Source organism: Pseudomonas sp. G166 (assembly GCF_037027455.2).
GTDB lineage: Bacteria > Pseudomonadota > Gammaproteobacteria > Pseudomonadales > Pseudomonadaceae > Aquipseudomonas.
In genome coordinates this window covers 5,366,315-5,385,923 of record NZ_CP146985.1, presented here as the reverse complement: position 1 = coordinate 5,385,923, position 19,609 = coordinate 5,366,315, and the positions used below count along the sequence as shown (strand labels likewise).

Sequence of the window (19,609 nt, the reverse complement as noted above, 5' to 3'; positions counted from 1 at the left end):
GTGTACAAGCTCTGCTTCTTCGTCCCGGCCAGCCACCTGGACGTGGTCAAAAGCGCCGTATTCGCCGCCGGTGGCGGGCGGATCGGCGACTATGACCACTGTGCCTGGCAAGTGCTGGGCCTGGGCCAGTTCCGCCCGTTGGACGGCAGCCAGCCGTTCATTGGCGAGGCGGGGCAGGTCGAGCAGGTCGAGGAATGGAAGGTGGAGCTTGTCGTTGCCGATGAGTTGATCCGTTCGGTGGTGGCGGCGTTGAAGCAGAGCCATCCCTACGAGACACCGGCGTATGAGGTGTGGCGGTTGGAGGATTTTTGATCCTTCTGGCGCTTGAATGAAAAACCCGCTGATTGATTCAGCGGGTTTTTTATTGGGCGCGATTAATGCTGAAAACCCGACCTACTCTATTGATGGATGTTCTCGAGCCTGCAAGCTTCCTTTTCTATGCCGATGCACTCGACCGGTTCACTCACGCCTTTCGCGAAACGACGGGCGTTCAACAGCAGGCCTCCCTTGATACCGCCGATGAACGCGAAGCCGCCTTCACGCGGACCAGCATTAGGTACCGACAAATCCACCGCTACGACGTTGGACCTGACTTCATAGACCCAACCGCCGTTTGAGGCTCTCTCGGTTGCCCAGAACTTGGCTTCGCTATAGTCTCGAAATGCCATAACGATCGAATGAGCCAGGTGGCTCTCCTGATCCAACGCGTATCTCAAGTTCGGTGGCAAAGAATTCCAGCCCCGTAACCCATGGGTAAGCGCATCCGCGCCCTGCACGGGGTTGACCGTCGTAGAGCCGACTGCCCAGAGGGATTGTTTGGTCGTTACCCATGCCAGTCCCACTGGAGGCGTCAGCCGGCGCCAGTCGATGGACATCGCGGCGACGTCCTGCATCGTCTCGCGGCCGGTGGGTTCACGGTAGTTTGGGTTCTGCACGCAATCGACAAAATCGATTGGCTTGCAGGCCTGCTTGATGAAGTGCCCCTTGACCCCGCCCGGGAAGCTGATTTCCTCCTCGCCGGGAAAGTGCCCCCCCGATTGCACCTGGTCGATTCCATGGGGGGCTTTGAACTCGTACAACCACTCGCTGGCGTAGTGCTCGGCGACGCTCTTTTTGCGCGTTGTGCTGCTAAACACAGACTTAGCGATCCCGCCTCCGTGGCTGTACCAGTCGTACCTCCATTCGATCTCGGGGAAGTCCACGGCTTTGGGCAACAGCCCCTTCGTGAAGGCACTGAGGCCCTGACCCGTCGTATCCCCCCGGTAGAGCGTGTCCATGTCGGTACGCCAGCGCAACGAGGGCGTGGTTTTGTGGATATCCACGCTTGGATCCGCCGTGACCTGAAGCCAGGCGGTATACCACTGCTCCTGTTTTTCATCGGCCCCCCACGCGTTGGAGCCCGACTGCCACACACACGCGCACGCTACCGCGACGACAGCTGTCGCCCGGGTAAAACCGTTATGAGTTGTCATGATTTGATGTCTCATCTGGAACGGTGAAGCCCTGTCGAATCACATACGTCATGACTACCTATGCTTCGACGTGACACGTCTCACTTTGAATTCTGCGGGGGCGACCTACTGGGCAGAGCCTCGACCCACCGCATCAGTTCTGAGGGTAGATCAAGGTGGGGGGGACGGTTGCGTTGCGCTTTCGGGGACTTGTAACAAGAAGTGGGAGGGACATAGCCCCAAGTCCTGACAACTCGGTATGTCAGGCATGACTGCTTTGGGGCTGCTGCGCAGCCCAGCGGGAGCAAGCTCTCATGGAACAAATCACAATCATGTGATTTTTAAGGCTGAAAAAACACATCGATCGTTCCCACGCTCCTGCGTGGGAATGTCGCCAGGGACGCTCCGCGTTCCGCTTCTGGAAGGTGACGCAGAGCGTCACGGGATGCATTCCCACGCAGAGCGTGGGAACGATCAATCCCCCTCGCCACAGAAGCGTGAGGCTACGGGCGGATCTCGATCATCGTCCCATCCGGCACCAGGTTCCAAACCTCGCGCATGTCCACATTGCGCATGGCAATGCAGCCATCGGTCCAATCCAGCGTGTGGAACAGCTGCTCGGGGTTTTCTTCCGAATCCGGGGTGCCGTGGATCATGATCATGCCCCCCGGTTCCACGCCTTCACGGCGGGCGCGGGCGGAGTCGCTGATGTTGGGGTAGGAGATGTGCATCGACAGGTAGAAACGGTCGCTGGTCTTGCGCCAGTCGATCCAGTAGAAACCCTCGGGAGTGCGCTTGTCGCCTTCGATCAGCTTGGGGCCTTTCTTGGCGCCCTTGCCCAGGGAGATGCGATAGGTCTTGAGCGGCTTGCCGTCGTTGATCAATTGCAATTGATGGGCGGACTTGAGCACCAGCACTTTTTCGATGGTTTTGCCGTTGTAGGTTCCCAACGCAGAGGCCTGGGACACAGCGGTGAACGACAAGCAGAACAGGACAAGCAACCAGCGCATTGAAACGATATCCCTAGAGGTGTCGCGGCTATATTGATTTTTTATGTATTGGCAGGCTGAGCCAGCGGCGGGATCGATTCGGATCGCACCGGGTAATCCTCGGCTCGTCGGTCCGCGTAGAAATATTCCAAGGTGCGGCCCACCGTGCGGAACGCCAGTTCATCCCAGGGAATCTCCGCTTCTTCGAACAGTTTCACTTCCAGGCTCTCGGGCCCGGCGGCGAAATCCTCGTCTACCAGCTCGGCGCGGAAGAATACATGCACTTGGCTGATGTGCGGTACGTCGATCAGCGTATAAATGCTCAAATTTCGCACGCGGGCGCAGGCTTCTTCGGCGGTTTCGCGCACGGCAGCCTGTTCGACCGTTTCGCCGTTCTCCATGAAGCCCGCCGGCAGGGTCCAGTAACCGCGCCGTGGCTCGATGGCACGTCGGCACAACAAGACTTTGCTGCCCCAGGTCGGCACGCAACCGGCGACGATGTTGGGGTTCTGGTAATGGATGGTGTGGCAGGTGTCGCAGACAAAGCGCAGGCGCGAGTCGCCTTCGGGTATGCGCTGGGTCACCGGGTTACCGCACTGGCTGCAGAATTTCATGCTTGGATTCCTGAATGCTGCGCCTATCTTGGCGTGCGAGGGCGGGGTCGGCAAGTTGTCGTTTCGCGACACGACGCGGTGCGGGGGTTGGGCGCCTTGCTCGATTGGTGCATGATGCAAGGTAGCGAATAAATCGAGAAGTCTCATGCTGGACGAGCTACTGCATCGAGTAAGCAACCATACCCCGCGAACCCTGGAGACCGACCGACGTTTCCCTGAAGCGGCGGTGCTGGTGCCGATTACCCGCAGTGACGAACCGGAACTGGTCCTGACCCTGCGCGCCAGCGGTCTCTCGACCCATGGCGGCGAAGTGGCGTTCCCCGGCGGGCGCCGCGACCCGGAAGATCCGGACCTGATTTTCACCGCCCTGCGCGAAGCCGAGGAAGAAATCGGCCTGCCCCCCGGCCTGGTGGAAGTGATCGGTCCCCTCAGCCCGCTGATCTCACTGCACGGCATCAAGGTCACGCCTTATGTCGGGGTGATTCCCGATTACGTCGAGTACCAGGCCAACGATGCCGAGATCGCCGCGGTGTTCAGCGTGCCGCTGGAGTTTTTCCGCAAGGATCCCCGTGAGCACACGCACCGCATCGATTACCAGGGTTGCAGCTGGTACGTGCCCAGCTATCGCTTTGGCGAATACAAGATCTGGGGCCTGACGGCGATCATGGTGGTCGAGCTGGTGAACCTGTTGTACGACGCTGGCATCGATCTGCACACACCGCCCAAGAGTTTCATCAATACCTGAAGCCCCGAGGATTCCCATGAAATACCGCCTGGGCGATGCCCGTGTCGAAACCCACCCACAAAGCTGGGTCGCGCCCAACGCCACGCTGGTGGGCAAGGTCCGCCTCGAAGAGGGCGCCAGTGTCTGGTTCAACGCCGTACTGCGTGGCGACAATGAACTGATCCTGATCGGCAAGCACAGCAACGTGCAGGACGGCACGGTGATGCACACCGACATGGGCTATCCGCTGACCATCGGCACTGGCGTGACCATCGGCCACAACGCCATGCTCCACGGCTGCACGGTGGGCGACTACAGCCTCATTGGCATCAACGCGGTGATTCTCAACGGGGCGAAGATCGGCAAGAACTGCATCATCGGCGCCAACGCGCTGATCGGCGAAAACAAGGAGATCCCCGACGGTTCCCTGGTGATGGGCTCGCCTGGCAAGGTGGTGCGGGAATTGACCGAGGCCCAGAAAAAAATGCTCGAGGCCAGCGCGGCCCACTACGTCCACAACGCGCAGCGCTATGCCCGCGACCTCGCTGAGCAAGAACAATGAATGCCCCCGAACGCCCGGTGCCTTCGCCCTGCGTGAACATCTGCGCGCTGGACGATGACGACATCTGTACCGGCTGCCAGCGCACCGTGGCGGAAATCACCCGTTGGAGCCGGATGGACAACGAGGAGCGGCGCAGCGTCTTGGCGTTGTGTCATGAGCGGGCCAAGAGCAGTGGGTTGGTGTGGATGTTGCCGGCCAGACGCTGATGTCCATTTGTGAACACAACCTCCTGTGGGAGCGAGCTCCCACAGTGGATCAGCGATTTGGCTTAACTGAGGCGTCGGCCCAACCACCGATCAACCCCCATCACCGCCAACGCAATCCCGATAAACCCCACCAATATCCCCCCGGCATTGATGAACACCTGTGGATAACCCAGGGTCGCTACGTCGATGAAAGGGTAGGGGTAGGCCGCCAATAAGTCCCCGCGTAGCAGCAGATAGGCGAAATACACCAAGGGGTAGATCACCCATAGCCCGATGTGGCCCAGGCGCAAGGTGCCTTTGGGCACGTACAGCCACCAATAGGCGAGGTACAGCAGCGGCATCACATCGTGCAGCAACTCGTCGGCCACGAACTGCCAGCCCTCGGGTTGCCACAGGTGCCGCAACAGCAGGTTATAGGCCAGACTGACCAGGGCGATGCTCACGGCGATGCCGCTGCGCACGCCAGGCTGCAGGAACCAGCGCCGCGCCGCAGATTCGCGAGGGGTCAGTTCCCAGGTCAACACCACCGCTACCAAGATGTTGGTCAATACCGTGAAGAAGCTGAAGAAGTTCACCAGCCCGCCCAGCAGGCTCGCCCCCAGTTCCCATCGGCCCAACAGAATCAGGTACAGCTGGACGCTCAAACCCGTCCAGCCGAGCAGCGCCGCCACCGCCACGAGCCGTGCGGGAGGAAGACGCAGATCCATGCCCACCGCTCAGACTGGCCGCTTGGTGCGCATCAACTTGATGTACAGGCGCTCGACTTTTTCCCGCGCCCACGGCGTCTTGCGCAGGAAGGTCAGGCTCGACTTGATGCTCGGGTCGCTCTTGAAGCAACGGATATCGATGCGCTCGGCCAGGCCCGACCATTCGTAGTGTTGCACCAGGGCGTTGAGGATCTGCTCCAGCGTCACGCCGTGCAGCGGGTTGTTGTTCGGTTCGTTCATGGCAGGCCTTTGCGCGAATAGGGATAAAACCGCGCACCTTAGCCGAGGTGCCCTCGTGGTGGAAGCATAGCCTTCATAGGCTCGTCTCAAGGCCAGGATCGTGCCTGGCACACTGTTACCAAAACCGAAATGATCCATGTCAGCAAAAGCGCTTTCTCTATTGATAACAGGCCATTATCCTTGCGCGGCCTGCTGAAACGCTTCTGCTGTTGTGGTGAAGCTTCTGCGCTCGGCTCATTCCCAGTCAAATATCAACGAAAGCCCGATGTTCGGATTCTGAAAGACAGCGCTGTCTTCGAGTGTATGACGAACTGGTTTTCTGTGGGAGCGAGCTTGCTCGCGATAGCGATTGCACATCCAGCATTGAAGCCAACTGATACACAGCCATCGCGAGCAAGTTCGCTCCCACAAGGGATCGTGGCAACGAATTGCCTATTGCAACTGAACCATGCCCCCGCAAGATCGTCATCTACAGTGACTACTTGCGCGGGACTCCTTAAAACGTCACGGAGAATCACACTATGAGCACTGAGGGTGCTTTGAGTCGAAGCCGTCTGCTACCGAGCCTGCTCGGCATTCTGCTTCTATTGATGGGCCTGGCCCTGTTGGCCGGGGGAGTCAAGCTGAGCACGCTTGGCGGCTCGTGGTATTACCTGCTGGCCGGTATCGGCCTGGCGCTGACCGGTGTGCTGCTGATCATGGCCCGTCGCGCAGCCCTGGGCCTGTACGCGCTGGTGCTGTTCGCCAGCACCGTGTGGGCGTTGTGGGAAGTGGGCCTGGACTGGTGGCAACTGGTGCCGCGCCTGGCGCTGCTGTTTGCCTTGGGCATCGTCATGCTGCTGCCATGGTTCCGCCGCCCGTTGTTGACCGCCGATGCCCCGGCCATGGGAACCCGCGCATTGGGCGCCGCCGTGGTCATCGCCGGTATTGCCGCACTGGCCAGCCAGTTCACCAACCCGGGCGAGATCAAGGGCCAACTGGACCGCGACAGCGTGCCGGGCATGGCCAACACCGCGCCGACGATGCCCGATGGCGACTGGAATTCCTACGGCCGCAGCGCCCATGGCGACCGTTATTCGCCGCTGGCGCAGATCACCCCCGAGAACGTCAGCAAACTGGTGCCGGCCTGGACCTATCGCACCGGCGACCTGCCAGGGCCGAACGACCCGGGTGAGACCACTGCGGAAAACACCCCGCTGAAGGTCAACGGCATGCTCTACGTGTGCACGCCCCACAGCCAGGTGATTGCCCTGGAGCCGGAAACCGGCAAGGAAATCTGGCGTTTCGATCCGAAGCTTTCCACGCAAAAAGCGGAAAACTTCAAAGGTTGGGCCCACATGACCTGCCGTGGCGTGACCTATCACGATGACGCCGTCTACGCCTCGGCCGAACAGAGCCCTACCGGCACCGCCAGCGCCACACCGGCCAGCAGTGTGTGCCCACGGCGGATTTTCCTGCCAACCGCCGACACCCGCCTGATCGCCCTCAACGCCGACACCGGCAAGATGTGCGAAGACTTCGGCGACAAAGGCCAGGTCGACCTGACCGCCAATATCGGTGGTTTCACGGCGGGTGGTTACTACTCGACGTCGCCACCGGCAGTCACCCAAAACCTGGTAGTGATCGGCGGTCACGTCACCGATAACGTTTCCACCGATGAGCCAAGCGGTGTGATCCGCGCCTACGACGTGCACACCGGCAAGCTGGTGTGGAACTGGGACAGCGGCAAACCGGACGACACCACGCCGATTGCCGAAGGCCAGACCTACACCCGCAACTCGCCGAACATGTGGTCCATGTTCAGCGTCGATGAAAAACTCGGCATGCTCTACCTGCCGATGGGCAACCAGACCCCCGACCAGTTCGGTGGTAATCGCACGCCGGAATCGGAGAAATACTCCGCCGGCCTGACCGCCCTGGACATCGCTACCGGCAAGGTGCGCTGGTACTTCCAGTTCACTCACCACGATCTGTGGGACATGGACGTCGGCGGTCAACCGACCCTGATGGACATGAAGACTGCCGACGGTGTGAAGCCGGCTGTGTTGGCTTCCACCAAGCAAGGCAGCATCTACGTGCTTGACCGTAGTAACGGCCAGCCGATCATCCCGATCAAGGAAATCCCGGTGCCACAAGGCGCGGTGGAAGGCGATCACACCTCGCCGACCCAACCGATGTCTGACCTGAACCTGGTGCCGCCGGTCCTCAAGGAGCGGGACATGTGGGGCGTGACCCCGTTCGACCAGATGCTGTGCCGGATCGACTTCAAGTCGCTGCGCTATGAGGGCATGTTCACCCCACCGTCGTTGCAGGGTTCGATCGTTTACCCGGGCAACTTCGGCGTGTTCGACTGGGGCGGCATTTCGGTCGACCCGCTGCGCCAGATCGCCTTCGTCAACCCGAGCTACATGGCGTTCAAGTCCAGGCTCGTACCGGCGGCAGAAGTGGCCGGTGGGCCGGGGCGCAAGAGCGAAACCGAAGGCGTGCAGCCGAACAAGGGCGCACCGTATGGCGTGATCCTCGAAGCGTTACTCTCGCCCATGGGCCTGCCTTGCCAGGCTCCGGCCTGGGGTTATGTCGCCGCAGTCGACCTGACCAACAACAAAATCCTGTGGAAGCACAAGAACGGCACCGTGCGTGACAGCTCGCCGGTACCAATCCCGCTGAGCATGGGCGTACCGAGCCTGGGCGGCACCTTCACCACCGCCAGCGGCCTGGCGTTCCTCAGCGGCACCCTCGACCAGTACCTGCGTGCCTATGACGTGAAAAACGGCAAGCAACTGTGGGAAGGCCGCCTGCCTGCCGGCGCTCAGACCACGCCGATGACCTACACCGGCAAGGACGGCAAGCAATACGTGCTGGTCGTCGCCGGTGGTCATGGTTCCCTGGGCACCAAGCAGGGTGATTATGTGATTGCGTACAAGCTGCCGGATTAAGCAAAACCGGCGCTCATGAAAAAGGCGACACCTTTGAGGGTGTCGCCTTTTTTTGCGCCAATTTCACTCAGGTTGAGGTTGCACCCGGCTTTGTGGCGAGGGGACTTATTCGCCCCAGGTTTTACAACTCGATCTTGACGGCCTGGGACGCCCGGGTCGCCTTGGCGCGGGCGGCGTCGATGGATTCGTCACGGGCCAGGGCCACGCCCAGGCGGCGCTGGCCGTTGACTTCCGGTTTGCCGAACAGGCGCAGGGCGGTGTCCGGTTCGCTCAGGGCGGCGCCGAGGTTGGCGAAGGCGGTCTGGGTCGACTGGCCTTCCACCAGGATCACCGCCGAGGCCGATGGGCCGAACTGGCGGATCAGCGGGATCGGCAGGCCGAGGATGGCGCGGGCGTGCAGGGCGAACTGCGACAGGTCCTGGGAAATCAACGTCACCAGCCCGGTGTCGTGGGGGCGCGGCGAAACTTCGCTGAACCACACCTGATCACCCTTGATGAACAGCTCGACGCCAAACAGGCCGCGACCACCCAGGGCCTCGGTCACCGCCTTGGCCACGCGCTCGGATTCGGCCAGGGCCGCCGGGCTCATCGCCTGTGGCTGCCAGGACTCCTGATAGTCGCCTTTTTCCTGACGGTGGCCGACCGGCGCGCAGAAGGTGGTGCCGCCGACATGGCGCACGGTGAGCAGGGTGATCTCATAGTCGAAATCGATGAAGCCTTCGATGATCACCCGGCCCTTGCCGGCACGGCCGCCTTCCTGGGCGTAGTCCCAGGCTTTCTGCACGTCATCGGCACTGCGCAGCAGGCTCTGGCCTTTGCCCGACGAACTCATCACAGGCTTGACCACGCAGGGGAAACCCAGGGTTTCGACGGCTTTGCGGTAGTCTTCGACGGTGTCGGCGAAGAAGTACGGCGAAGTCGGCAAGCCCAGCTCTTCGGCGGCCAGGCGCCGAATGCCTTCGCGGTTCATGGTCAACTGCGCGGCACGGGCGGTAGGGATCACGGTGAAGCCTTCGGCTTCCAGTTCCACCAGGGTAGCGGTGGCGATGGCTTCGATTTCCGGCACGATGAAATGCGGCTTCTCGGCCTCGATCACCGCACGCAGGGCGGCACCGTCGAGCATATTGATCACATGGCTGCGGTGGGCCACTTGCATGGCCGGCGCGTTGGCATAGCGATCCACGGCAATCACTTCAACGCCCAGGCGCTGCAGCTCGATTACCACTTCCTTGCCCAGCTCACCGCTGCCACACAACAAAACGCGGGTCGCGGTGGGCGACAATGGAGTTCCGATACGGGTCATCTGAAGGTCCTCAAACAGGAGCGGATCATCGCGGGTTGCGCGCCGGGCGTGCTTCCCATAGGGAGAAAGCGCGGCATTTTACATGAACCACGGGGTTTGGCTTCAGCCGGCGACGGTTTGCTTGCGTAAACGCCAGGCCATGATCAGCCAGACCACCGTGACCCCGGCGAACTTCGAGGCCAGGGCAGTGACCACCACGGGCGGCGTCAGGGCGTCGATCAGACCGAAGAAGATAAAGGTGTCCAGGGGAATGCTCAGGGCTGAACTTATCCACAGCCGATCGTGCAGCGGACGCTTGGTGATGGTGAACACCAGCCAGTCGATGCACTCGGACACTGCGAACGCCGTGGCGCTGGCCAGGGCGATGGTCGGATCCGAGGTGAGGTAGGACAACACCAGCGCCGCCAACATCGCCACGATGGCGCCATGGCCGAAGCGGGTCTGCACCATGTCCCGCAGGATAAACACCAGGCCACCCCAGGCCGACCAGATGATGTCCAGGTGTGGCGCGGCGGAGAACGCGAAGTTGATCAGCACGACGCTGGCGATGTAGGCGAGCAGGAAAAGCATGGGGGTGGGGTACCTGGTGAGATGTTTGATCAAGACATTAAAGGACAGCGATTGCCCTGTGGTGAGGAGATTCAACTCTGGCGAGGGAATTTATCCCTGCTGGGCTGCGAAGCAGCCCTAAAACCAGACAACTCGGTAGATCAGATAGAGTGAGGTAACTGTTGGGGGGGCTGCTTCGCAGCCCAGCGGGGATAAATTCCCTCGCCACAGGGGGGGCGCTCAGTGGATGAAGGGTTCTTCAGCCACCGCCAGTCCCTCAATCTTCCTCACTGTCATCGGCCTTCCAATACCCCACCGCCTTCAAGAACTCCTGATCCAACCCCTTCTCCTCGAGCAACACCTTGCGAATCTGCCGCGATACCTTGCTCTCGGTGGCGACCCAGGCGTACAGCTTGCCACTGGGCATTTCCAGTTGTTGAACGGTGGTCAGCAGGTTGTCCTGACGACCTTCGCGCAGCACCCAGATCACCTGCACGTGTGCCGGGCTCTGGAGAATCTGCTGCTCGGCACCGTTTTCCACTTCCACCACCACCAGCGCCCGGCGGTTGGGCGCCAGGCCTTCGAGGCGGCGGGCAATGGCGGGGAGGGCGGTTTCGTCGCCGATCAGCAGGTAGCTGTCGAAGATGTCCGGCACGATCATCGAACCTCGTGGCCCGCCGATGTTGAGGTATTGCCCGGGCGTCGCCTGGGTCGCCCAGGTCGCGGCAGGGCCGTCGCCGTGGAGCACGAAATCGATGTCCAGCTCCAGGGTGTCCAGGTCATAACGGCGCGGAGTGTAGTCGCGCATTTCCGGCATCGGGCCCTGGGCCTTGCCGGCGCTTGGGTCGATGGTGTCCAGGGCGGCGCGTTCCTCGGCGTTCTGCGGGAAAAACAGCTTCACGTGATCATCCGTGCCCAGGCTGACGAACCCGGCCAGTTCCGGCCCGCCGACGGTGATGCGGCGCATGCGTGGGGTCAGGTCTTGCACGCGCAAGACTTCCAGGCGGCGGCGTTTGATCTCGTGGTTGACGCGGTGAATGGTGTTTGGATCGACTTCAGTCATTGCTTGACTCCGAAACAGGTGGACGGTCGGGGCCGTCGATGATGGCTTTGGCGGTGTCGTTGAGCAGGTCGCGCACCCGCTGGGTTTCTTCCGGGCTCCAGCGGCCGTGGTGCTTTTGCAGCGCATGTCGCAAGTTATACACCGCTTCGTGGATTTCCGGGGGGCGATCCTGCCCGCGCAACGTGCGCTTGCTGGTTTCAATGCGCATCCGCACCTCCTCCAGCGCCTCGGCCTGGTCTTCAAGGGATAGACGTCCGGCGTCGGTCACGCTGTAGCATTTTTTTCCGTCGTCGACCCCGCAGGTGACCATTGAGCTCATTTCCAGGAAGGTCAGGGCCGGATAGATCACGCCGGGGCTGGGGCTGTAGGCGCCGTCGAACATCTGCTCGATCCGGCGGATCAGGTCATAACCATGGCAAGGCTGTTCGGCAATCAGCGCCAGCGACAGCAATTTCAGGTCACCGGAGGCGAAGATCCTCGGTCCACGGCTGCCACGCTCACGGACTGCCGGGCGACCTTCGAAGCCATCGTGTTTGGGAAGGGAATAAGTAACTGTCATATGCCTGTTCTCCATTCTGCATAAGATAGAAGTGAGATATATCTTTATCCAAAGATGTATCTTCGATATATTCTGGAACTAAGATGTATTTTTATTTACCGGGGCTTACTTCAGGTTTGCAAAAAAACCTTACACGAATGCTCTATGTCCGGGGTCGCCAGGAATAGGGGTTGCATAGATTTGTAATGATTAAGTCCCGTGTGGCCTGGTTATGTGGGTTGTTTCTGACATCCAAACTTCTTTTTTATCAAACTTAGTGTCTTTTTCTCTGTTTTATATGCCGGATGTACTACATGCTTGTGGGAAAGTGCCTGCTTATTTTTTATTAAAGAGAGCCGATCATGCCCCGGCGTTGAAGGGGCAGGCCAAGCGGTTGTTGGGCTGCAACTTCAACCCTCTCTTTATGCCAAGAACAGGTGTTAACAACATGCTCAAACAATTCGTAACCGCTGCTTCCCTGACCGCCGCTGCCTTGAGTTCCTCGTTGGTCTTCGCGCTCGATGATGCACGTTCCTCCATCCACATCACCGCGAACATCCCGACCCTGCAGTTCCACGTGCAGCCACGTGACCCGAACTTCGGTAAAGACGAGGTCATGAGCTACAACACTGTCAGCGGCACCTTGACTTCGCTGCGCCAGACCTTCGACGTGAAGAACACCAACGGTTCGGTCCATGCCTACATCGAAGGTGGCCCGGCATCGCTGTACAACGGCAGTGATGCCATCGCCCTGACCACCAAGTTCAACGGTGTCACCCTGACCGCCACCTCTCAAGAAGTGGTGGATGACGCAACGTCCACTCCAGGTACCCAGGCTGACATGACCATCGTCGCCGCCAAGCCTCTGGATACCCAGAACGGCCTGTACACCGCCGACATGACCGTGATCTTCGACGCCGTGCCTCGTCCGTGATGCTGTTCGATGCCCGGTGAGTTTCACCTCATTCCACGGGCATTGCCGCAGGCCGTCCGGCGCTCCCCTGCCGGGCGGCCCGCACCTGAAACGCCCTGATCGTTCGCTGATTATGAGAATCCGTTGATGTTTCCGATGACACCCATCGCGGGTGCCCTCGCGCTATTTTTGTGCGCGAGTGCATTGGCTGCGCCGACTGCCCCCGGTACCACTCCCAGAAGTCTGCTAGCCCAGGCCAAGGGGCTGCCGGCCGAGTTTGAATCGCACTTTTTCGATGTGCCTCTGGCGGTTCGTGTCGAACTCAATCAACAGTATCTCGGTGAAGCCATGGTGGTCTTGACCCGGGATGATCGTATTACCCTGCTCGAATTCAACGACACCCAGGACAGCCCGATAAAAGCTGTCGAGCGCGAGCAATGGGAACAGCATCTCAAGCAAGGACAAAAGCTGGGCGCCTGTGAAGGCAAATGCCCGGCCGGGCTGTTGGCTGTGCACTACAGCCTGGAAAACTCATTGGTGTCGATCCTGACCAGGGACGTGGAACGAGCCAACGAAATCAAGCGTTACCACGATCAGCCGGAAGGCGGCAGCCTCGGCCTGATCTTCAACAACCAACTGAATATCAATGGCGGCCAGGAGCAGGACACGGGCGGGCGTTATGGCCTCAACGCCAGTTCCAGCCTGGGCAACTGGAGCCAGTCACTGGACCTTCAGCTTTCGCGCCTTGGCGGCCCGGACGACAAGCTGTACCACGCCGTCCATGAGCTTTACACTCAACGGGAGATGGAAGGGAGTTTTTTCCGCCTGGGTTATTTCACTCCCAGTTCCGATGGCTTGAACCGTCAGATCCGTTCGTTCGGTGCCAACCCGGACACCGCACTCGGCGTGATGTACGGCAGCTCCGACAGCCTGGTGGTCGAAAACCCCAAGCCCAGCGTCTACCCCATTTATGTCACCGCCAGCCGTCAGGCTTCGGTGGAGATCTATCGCAACGGTCTGTTGATCAATACCCAGGCGGTCAGCGCCGGCTTGCAGAGCCTGGACACCCGGCCCTTGCCCGGCGGTATCTATGAAGTGGAAGTGCGCCTGGTCGAGGACGGGCAAACAACCGCCACCAGCCAGGAGCTGGTCTACAAGCCCAATAATTGGAGTAATTCCGAGGATCGCTGGCGCTACAACCTGTTCGCCGGGCGCGAAACCAGGCTCTGGAGCAACTGGGAAGACCAGCCCTCGGGTTTCACCACGGCAGGCGTGGGCCTCAATTACCTGCTGCATCCCCGGGTGATCCTCGGCGCCTCCACGCGCCAGGTGCAGGACAAACTGCAAGTGGGCACCTCGGTGGACTGGACGCTAGGCAGCAACGCCAGCCTGTATGCCAACGTCTATCAGACCCAGCAGTACGGCACCGGCATGGACGTGCAAGGCCTGTACAGCTACGGCCAGGGCAGCATCGTGGCGAGCCACAACCGCAGCTGGCTGGACACCCGCAACACCTATGAAACCCTGGCGGACGGCACCCGCATCCGCCAACGCAACGTGTTCGTCGGCCAGACCAGCAACTCCTCGCTGTCGGTCAACCATCGCTTGAGCAACAAGACCTCCATCAATGGACGGTTGGCCTACAGCGAAGGCAACGTCCAGGGCACCGGCCTGGATCTGGGCTGGACCCAGCGCGGCAAGTTGCGTGGCAGCGATGCCAACTGGCGGGTGTCGGTGTTTGACCGCCCCGGTACGTCGAGTACCGCCGAGCGGCGCAATCGCGGTGTCGACCTGAGCATCAGTGTTGCGTTGGGCGGGCCGGGCGAGTACTGGTCGGGCAGCATCGGCACTCGCACATCACGGGACGGGGATCGGGACCACAATGCCTCGGTGACCTATCGCCGGGACCTGCAGGACCACGTATTGCAAAGTGTCTCTGCCACGGCGCTGGCCGACACCTATGGCGTGGGCTTGTCCGGCATCGCCAGTTTCATGACCGATTCGCTGTACGGCGACGGTTTCGTCCAGCGCTCGTCCTATAACGACAACCTTACCGGCGGCTTGAACCTGAGCAGCACCGTGGCCGTGGGCGGTCAGAAAACTGCCTTCACCGGCGTGCCCCAAGGGCGCGGCGCGGGGATGATCGTCGACGTGGAAACCGACCTGGACGATGTCGCCCTGCGTGCCGACGACTTGACCGGTGGCAGCACGGCATTGCGCCCGGGCCGCAACTTCATCCCCATCACCGCTTACAAGAACAGCATGGTGACTTTCGACTTCGACGGCGTGCATCCGCCGGCGGCGAATATCGAGCCCTCACGTACCCGTTATCACCTGAATAAAGGTGGTGTGGACTACCGCAAGATCCAGGTGATGAAAACCGTGACCGTGCTCGGGCGCCTGGTGGACGAACAGGGCGAGCCGCTGCGGGGCCATCACGTGATCAACCACGCCAGTCGCGGAGTCAGCGAGGCGGACGGATTCTTCTCCATGGAAATGAATGCCAGCTCGCCCACCCTGGAAGTGCGCTACGGCAGCGAATTGTTTTGCCGGTTCCGCCTTGACCCGGACAACGCCGAGCGCGAAGGCGATGTGTTGATGATCGGCGACTTGCGCTGCACCCCGGACACCCTGGCCGATACGACGGTGGCCGGCGCCGACAGTGCGAAACAGCGCTCATGAAGCTGTGGGAGCAAAGCTTGCTCGCGATGAACGATAAAGCGATTCAGTTGAAGACCGGGGCGCCTGCATCGCGGGCAAGCCTTGCTCCAACAGGTGAGTCTCTCACCGCCTATTTGCCGTGATTTGTCTTGATGTATGAGGTTGTATAAATGAAACCCTTTTCGGTTGCGGTGCGCAGTATGGCCTCGGTGTTGTTGTTTGCCTGCGTACCGGTGGCCAATGCCTTGACTCGGGATATCACTGCGGTCTTCAGACCGGATCCCTCGAAACCCCAGGAAAATAAATTCCTGAATACCACGCCGGTCAGTGGCTACTGTTCAACCTACCCGGGGCAGTGCGGGCAGACGATGTTCAGTATTCGATTGCCCATCACCTTCAGTTCAGCCGGCCCGATCGAGGCGAACCATGGAGACGTCCGGCAAGGTGCGATGTTCAAGGTGCCCACCGACTGGCGCACCACAGAAGTAACCCATGCAAGTACCGGCGAGACCGAAGTTGTCCAAATGCGCGTGACCGCCATAGGTTCGATGTATGAGCTTCCTCGCTCCGCGGTCGAGTTGGTAGGCGGAGGGGTCAGCGACAGACAAGCCCATGGCATGTTGTGGGGCTCAACATGGGTCACTCCTCCATCGCCATGTCAATTCGGGGGAAACTCACCCATGACCTCCGTTAAGTACGGTTTTTTCTGGAAAACCCCGGTTGAAGGTATATGCGCCAAAAGGGCTCGCTACCATATTCCCAGCATGATGTACCGCCACTTGGATTACACCTATGAGCTGCGTACCCCCAATCCTTTGAACATGTCGTCCGGCCAGTACACAGGCGCGCTGACCTATAGGGTTGGTCCGAGACAGGACTTCGACATGGGCGATGTCATGCTTCCCAGTGATTCGGTTATTACATTCAATTTCAAGCTCGACGTCGAGCATACACTCAAGGTGGATGTTCCTCCCGGCGGTAACCGCGTGGAACTTGTCCCCCAGGAAGGTTGGCAGTCCTGGCTCAACAGCGGTCGCAAACCGACCCGGCTGTTCCGTGACCAACGCTTCCATATCTCCGCTTCTTCGCGTTTCAAGATGGCGCTCGAATGCCAATACGTCAGTGGCAATACCTGCGCGATCGCCGAAACCGCCACCGGCCACGCCGTGCCGGTGGATGTCAGCGTCAGCCTGCCCGAGGGCTTGACCGACGCCGCTGGGCAACCGGTCAACCAGCGTCGGCTACTGCGTGATGGCAGCGGCACCGAACTGTTCCAGCCAAGTTTTTATGTCGATCGTCGATCAGGGACCCTGCACTTCGAAGTAGGGCGCAGCCAGGTCGAAGAGATGCTCGACAGTGGCGTCAAGGCTTATAGCGGCAATGTCACGGTGATCTGGGATTCCGAGGTATAGGCCATCCCCTGTGGGAGCGAGCCTGCTCGCGATAGCGGTGGGTCAGCTTGTATCGATTTTGAATGTGCCGCCGTCATCGCGAGCGGGCTCGCTCCCACAGTTGGGTGGCTTACCTGTCGCAGTTTTATTGGAGTGAACATGAGTCGTTCAAACATCCTCAAGCGAGGTGTTTCTCTATATCGAGTAGCCACGGTATTTGCCTTGTTGTTTGCGGGCATGCCGACGGCCAATGCACTGACGCAGGATATCAGTGCGATTTTTCGGCCCGATCCTGCCAAGCCTTCGGAGAACAAGTTCACCAATACCACTCCAGTGAGTGGTTATTGCGCCCAGTATCCGGCGCCATGCGCCAGTGCGAATATGTTCAGTATTCGAATGCCCATTACGTTTAGTTCGTCCAGGCCTATCGAGGCTAATCATACGGAAAATCGGCAGGGCGCCATGTTCAGGATGCCCACCAATTGGCGTCCTGCAACGGTAATCAACTCAAGCACTGGTGAAAGTGAAGAGGTTGAAATACGAATATCTGGTGTAGGTTCGCAATATCGCCTCAGCGAAAGTCCCATTGATCTAGTGGGGGGGGCGTGGACCTTGTCACGGCGCATTTCAGGCTCTGGGGTGGCAGTTGGGTGTATGCCCCTGCTCCATGCCGTTCAACTAATGTTGGGTACTACAGTACGTATTGGTACACATTTTTTTGGACGACGCCACAAGCAGGCGCTTGTAATAAACAAGCCAAATTCCTGATACCGGAACTTAGGTACAACTATCTGGACTTTGCCTACGAATTGCGCACACCCAACCCCTTGAAGATGTCCGTCGGTCACTACACAGGGTCGTTGAGTTATACCGTCGGGCCAGGACAAGACTTCGACATGGGCGATGTCATGCTCCCGAACGATTCGACGATCACCCTCAATTTCAATCTCGAAGTCCAACACACCCTCAAAGTCGAAGTCCCCCCTGGCGGCAATCGGGTCGACCTGGAGCCCCAGGAAGGCTGGCAATCCTGGCTCAACAGCGGGCGCAAACCGACTCGGCTGTTCCGTGACCAACGCTTCCATATCTCGGCGTCCTCGCGTTTCAAGATGGCGCTCGAATGCCAATACGTCAGCGGCAATACCTGCGCGATTTCCGAAACCGCCACCGGTCATGCCGTGCCGGTGGATGTCGGCGTCAGCCTGCCCGATGGCTTGACCGACGCCGCCGGGCAACCGGTCAACCGTCGCCGGTTACTGCGCGACGGCAGTGGTACCGAACTGTTCCAGCCGGGTTTTTATGTCGATCGCCGATCCGGAACCCTGCACTTTGAAGTTGCTCGCAACCACGTCGAAGACATGCTCGACAGTGGCGCCAAGGCGTACAGCGGCAATGTCACGGTGATCTGGGATTCGGAAGTCTAAAACGATCTATTCAACGGATTTGAATACGAGGTTGTACCCATGAAAGGAACACCGACAGTTGGCATCTGTGTGGTTTCAACAACGTTGTTTGCCTGCATGCCCGTGGCCCAGGCCCTGACTCGGGATATCAGCGCGGTATTCAGGCCGAACCCCTCGAACCCCCGGGAGAATATATTTCTCAATACCACGCCGGCCACTGGTTATTGCCAGCGATATCCGGAGCAATGCAGGGCCTCGGGGATGTTCAGCATCATGTTGCCCATAGCCGTCAATTCGACCCAGCCTATCCAGGCCAATCATGGCGATCCCCGACAAGGTGCGATGTTCAAGGTGCCGGCCAATTGGCGCCCGATCCAGGTCACCCACTCCGAAACGGGCGAAACCGAAATCGTTGAAGTGCGCTGGTCGGGTGTCGGTGCGCAACAACGACTCCCTGACGGCGTGGGCAACCTGGTCGGTGGCGAGCCTAACGCCGCTGTCGCTCATCGAATGTTATGGGGCGGGGCTGCCTGGGACGAGGCTCCCTCGCCCTGTCGATACAGTGGCCTGGGCTTTTACTCCGATGTGACCTACGACTTTTTCTGGAAGACGCCTTCGGAAGGAGTGTGTGCCAAAACAGCCCATTACCCGATCCCCAGGATGAGTTACTACAACATGGATTTTGCCTACGAGCTGCGCACCCCCAACCCGCTGAAGATGTCGGCCGGCCGTTACACAGGGATGCTGACCTACAGCATCGGGCCGGGCCAGGATGTAGACCTGGGCGATGTCATGGTTCCGGATGATTCGGCGCTCACGCTCAATTTCAACCTTCTGGTCGATCATGCCCTCAAGGTGGAAGTGCCTCCGGGCGGGAACCGGGTGGAACTGGTGCCTCAGGAGGGCTGGCAAGCGTGGTTGAACAGCGGGCGCAAGCCGACGCGGTTGCTTCGGGACCAGCGCTTCCATCTTTCCACGTCCTCGCGTTTCAAGATGCAGCTTGAGTGCCAGTACCCCAACGGCAATACCTGCGCTGTGTCGCAAGCTGGCTCCGGCCATGCCGTACCGGTGGATATCAGCGTCAGCTTGCCCGATGGCTTGACCGATGCCGCCGGGCAACCGGTCAACCGTCGCCCGCTACTGCGTGACGGCAGTGGTACCGAGTTGTTTCAGCCGGGTTTTTACATCAATCGTCAGGCGGGCACCCTGCACTTTGAGGTGGCTCGCAGTGGCGTCGAGGAAATGCTGGGCAGTGGCGGCAAATCCTACAGCGGCAATGTCACGGTGATCTGGGATTCGGAAGTTTAAGTGGGCCAGCCGGCAGCCATATTTGGTGAGTTGTGTTTAATGCATGAGGTT

18 protein-coding genes and 1 pseudogene are annotated in these 19,609 nt (G+C 60.0%); 10 read left to right on the top strand and 9 right to left on the bottom strand.

Annotation, left to right across the window (positions count from 1 at the left end; translation table 11 throughout):
* Complete coding sequence (locus tag SGN16_RS23795; protein WP_210640620.1) at positions 1-312, top strand: YqfO family protein; 312 nt, start codon at positions 1-3, stop codon at positions 310-312.
* A gap of 86 nt (positions 313-398) precedes the next feature.
* Here SGN16_RS23795 and SGN16_RS23790 read toward each other — a convergent pair whose 3' ends face one another.
* The 3 genes from SGN16_RS23790 to SGN16_RS23780 all read right to left on the bottom strand — a co-directional run bounded on the left by SGN16_RS23790 (position 399) and on the right by SGN16_RS23780 (position 3,054).
* Positions 399-1,472: a hypothetical protein gene (locus tag SGN16_RS23790; RefSeq protein ID WP_335945142.1), complete on the bottom strand. Its 1,074-nt coding sequence runs from the start codon at positions 1,470-1,472 to the stop codon at positions 399-401.
* A gap of 482 nt (positions 1,473-1,954) precedes the next feature.
* A complete protein-coding gene (locus SGN16_RS23785; protein ID WP_135847018.1) occupies positions 1,955-2,461 on the bottom strand; it encodes a L,D-transpeptidase family protein in 507 nt (168 codons plus the stop codon).
* Between the two features lie 41 nt (positions 2,462-2,502).
* Positions 2,503-3,054 (bottom strand): NUDIX hydrolase, encoded by a 552-nt coding sequence (locus tag SGN16_RS23780; protein ID WP_210640609.1) that lies wholly within the window; start codon positions 3,052-3,054, stop codon positions 2,503-2,505.
* Positions 3,055-3,199: 145 nt separating this feature from the next.
* On the opposite strand from SGN16_RS23780, the gene SGN16_RS23775 reads away from it, so the two are divergent.
* Genes SGN16_RS23775 through SGN16_RS23765 form a run of 3 tightly spaced genes read left to right on the top strand, consistent with a single transcriptional unit; the run spans position 3,200 to position 4,546 of the window.
* Entirely contained in the window at positions 3,200-3,799 is a 600-nt protein-coding gene (locus SGN16_RS23775) for a CoA pyrophosphatase (RefSeq protein WP_135847016.1), read from the top strand.
* A gap of 16 nt (positions 3,800-3,815) precedes the next feature.
* Complete coding sequence (locus tag SGN16_RS23770) at positions 3,816-4,340, top strand: gamma carbonic anhydrase family protein (RefSeq protein ID WP_210640607.1); 525 nt, start codon at positions 3,816-3,818, stop codon at positions 4,338-4,340.
* On the top strand, positions 4,337-4,546 hold the full coding sequence (locus SGN16_RS23765) for a DUF1289 domain-containing protein (protein ID WP_210640605.1): 210 nt from the start codon (positions 4,337-4,339) through the stop codon (positions 4,544-4,546). The genes SGN16_RS23770 and SGN16_RS23765 overlap by 4 nt, the downstream gene beginning before the upstream one ends.
* A gap of 62 nt (positions 4,547-4,608) precedes the next feature.
* Here the strand turns inward: SGN16_RS23765 and SGN16_RS23760 are convergent, their stop codons facing one another.
* A complete protein-coding gene (locus tag SGN16_RS23760) occupies positions 4,609-5,253 on the bottom strand; it encodes a Pr6Pr family membrane protein (protein ID WP_210640603.1) in 645 nt (214 codons plus the stop codon).
* A gap of 9 nt (positions 5,254-5,262) precedes the next feature.
* Positions 5,263-5,493: a VF530 family protein gene (locus SGN16_RS23755; RefSeq protein ID WP_135847012.1), complete on the bottom strand. Its 231-nt coding sequence runs from the start codon at positions 5,491-5,493 to the stop codon at positions 5,263-5,265.
* 521 nt (positions 5,494-6,014) lie between these two features.
* Between SGN16_RS23755 and SGN16_RS23750 the strand changes: the two genes are divergently transcribed.
* Entirely contained in the window at positions 6,015-8,429 is a 2,415-nt protein-coding gene (locus tag SGN16_RS23750) for a glucose/quinate/shikimate family membrane-bound PQQ-dependent dehydrogenase (RefSeq protein ID WP_210640602.1), read from the top strand.
* A gap of 121 nt (positions 8,430-8,550) precedes the next feature.
* On the opposite strand, the gene purT is transcribed toward SGN16_RS23750, so the two are convergent.
* The 4 genes from purT to SGN16_RS23730 form a co-directional block, all read right to left on the bottom strand.
* Positions 8,551-9,732: a formate-dependent phosphoribosylglycinamide formyltransferase gene (purT, locus tag SGN16_RS23745; protein ID WP_210640600.1), complete on the bottom strand. Its 1,182-nt coding sequence runs from the start codon at positions 9,730-9,732 to the stop codon at positions 8,551-8,553.
* A gap of 102 nt (positions 9,733-9,834) precedes the next feature.
* Positions 9,835-10,302, bottom strand: coding sequence for a VUT family protein (locus tag SGN16_RS23740; RefSeq protein WP_210640598.1), 468 nt, complete (start codon positions 10,300-10,302; stop codon positions 9,835-9,837).
* Positions 10,303-10,558: 256 nt separating this feature from the next.
* On the bottom strand, positions 10,559-11,344 hold the full coding sequence (locus SGN16_RS23735) for a siderophore-interacting protein (protein ID WP_335945141.1): 786 nt from the start codon (positions 11,342-11,344) through the stop codon (positions 10,559-10,561).
* Entirely contained in the window at positions 11,337-11,903 is a 567-nt protein-coding gene (locus SGN16_RS23730) for a PadR family transcriptional regulator (RefSeq protein WP_210640595.1), read from the bottom strand. The genes SGN16_RS23735 and SGN16_RS23730 overlap by 8 nt, the downstream gene beginning before the upstream one ends.
* A 427-nt stretch (positions 11,904-12,330) precedes the next feature.
* Between SGN16_RS23730 and SGN16_RS23725 the strand changes: the two genes are divergently transcribed.
* The 5 genes and pseudogenes from SGN16_RS23725 to SGN16_RS23705 all read left to right on the top strand — a co-directional run bounded on the left by SGN16_RS23725 (position 12,331) and on the right by SGN16_RS23705 (position 19,558).
* Entirely contained in the window at positions 12,331-12,816 is a 486-nt protein-coding gene (locus tag SGN16_RS23725; protein WP_210640593.1) for a CS1 type fimbrial major subunit, read from the top strand.
* 126 nt (positions 12,817-12,942) lie between these two features.
* Entirely contained in the window at positions 12,943-15,477 is a 2,535-nt protein-coding gene (locus SGN16_RS23720; protein WP_335945140.1) for a CS1-pili formation C-terminal domain-containing protein, read from the top strand.
* 149 nt (positions 15,478-15,626) lie between these two features.
* Positions 15,627-16,868 (top strand): hypothetical protein, encoded by a 1,242-nt coding sequence (locus SGN16_RS23715; RefSeq protein ID WP_335945139.1) that lies wholly within the window; start codon positions 15,627-15,629, stop codon positions 16,866-16,868.
* A gap of 216 nt (positions 16,869-17,084) precedes the next feature.
* A pseudogene (locus SGN16_RS23710) lies at positions 17,085-18,271 on the top strand (hypothetical protein).
* 96 nt (positions 18,272-18,367) lie between these two features.
* Positions 18,368-19,558 carry a hypothetical protein gene (locus tag SGN16_RS23705; protein ID WP_335945157.1) on the top strand — a complete coding sequence of 397 codons (1,191 nt, stop codon included), beginning with the start codon at positions 18,368-18,370 and terminating at the stop codon, positions 19,556-19,558.
* Positions 19,559-19,609 lie beyond the last annotated feature (51 nt).

Bases quoted from the DNA above. Each gene is read 5' to 3' on its own strand.
- SGN16_RS23790 (WP_335945142.1), bottom strand. From the start codon at position 1,472: ATGACAACTCATAACGGTTTTACCCGGGCGACAGCTGTCGTCGCGGTA.
- SGN16_RS23785 (WP_135847018.1), bottom strand. From the start codon at position 2,461: ATGCGCTGGTTGCTTGTCCTGTTCTGCTTGTCGTTCACCGCTGTGTCC.
- SGN16_RS23780 (WP_210640609.1), bottom strand. From the start codon at position 3,054: ATGAAATTCTGCAGCCAGTGCGGTAACCCGGTGACCCAGCGCATACCC.
- SGN16_RS23775 (WP_135847016.1), top strand. From the start codon at position 3,200: ATGCTGGACGAGCTACTGCATCGAGTAAGCAACCATACCCCGCGAACC.
- SGN16_RS23770 (WP_210640607.1), top strand. From the start codon at position 3,816: ATGAAATACCGCCTGGGCGATGCCCGTGTCGAAACCCACCCACAAAGC.
- SGN16_RS23765 (WP_210640605.1), top strand. From the start codon at position 4,337: ATGAATGCCCCCGAACGCCCGGTGCCTTCGCCCTGCGTGAACATCTGC.
- SGN16_RS23760 (WP_210640603.1), bottom strand. From the start codon at position 5,253: ATGGATCTGCGTCTTCCTCCCGCACGGCTCGTGGCGGTGGCGGCGCTG.
- SGN16_RS23755 (WP_135847012.1), bottom strand. From the start codon at position 5,493: ATGAACGAACCGAACAACAACCCGCTGCACGGCGTGACGCTGGAGCAG.
- SGN16_RS23750 (WP_210640602.1), top strand. From the start codon at position 6,015: ATGAGCACTGAGGGTGCTTTGAGTCGAAGCCGTCTGCTACCGAGCCTG.
- purT (WP_210640600.1), bottom strand. From the start codon at position 9,732: ATGACCCGTATCGGAACTCCATTGTCGCCCACCGCGACCCGCGTTTTG.
- SGN16_RS23740 (WP_210640598.1), bottom strand. From the start codon at position 10,302: ATGCTTTTCCTGCTCGCCTACATCGCCAGCGTCGTGCTGATCAACTTC.
- SGN16_RS23735 (WP_335945141.1), bottom strand. From the start codon at position 11,344: ATGACTGAAGTCGATCCAAACACCATTCACCGCGTCAACCACGAGATC.
- SGN16_RS23730 (WP_210640595.1), bottom strand. From the start codon at position 11,903: ATGACAGTTACTTATTCCCTTCCCAAACACGATGGCTTCGAAGGTCGC.
- SGN16_RS23725 (WP_210640593.1), top strand. From the start codon at position 12,331: ATGCTCAAACAATTCGTAACCGCTGCTTCCCTGACCGCCGCTGCCTTG.
- SGN16_RS23720 (WP_335945140.1), top strand. From the start codon at position 12,943: ATGTTTCCGATGACACCCATCGCGGGTGCCCTCGCGCTATTTTTGTGC.
- SGN16_RS23715 (WP_335945139.1), top strand. From the start codon at position 15,627: ATGAAACCCTTTTCGGTTGCGGTGCGCAGTATGGCCTCGGTGTTGTTG.
- SGN16_RS23705 (WP_335945157.1), top strand. From the start codon at position 18,368: ATGCCCGTGGCCCAGGCCCTGACTCGGGATATCAGCGCGGTATTCAGG.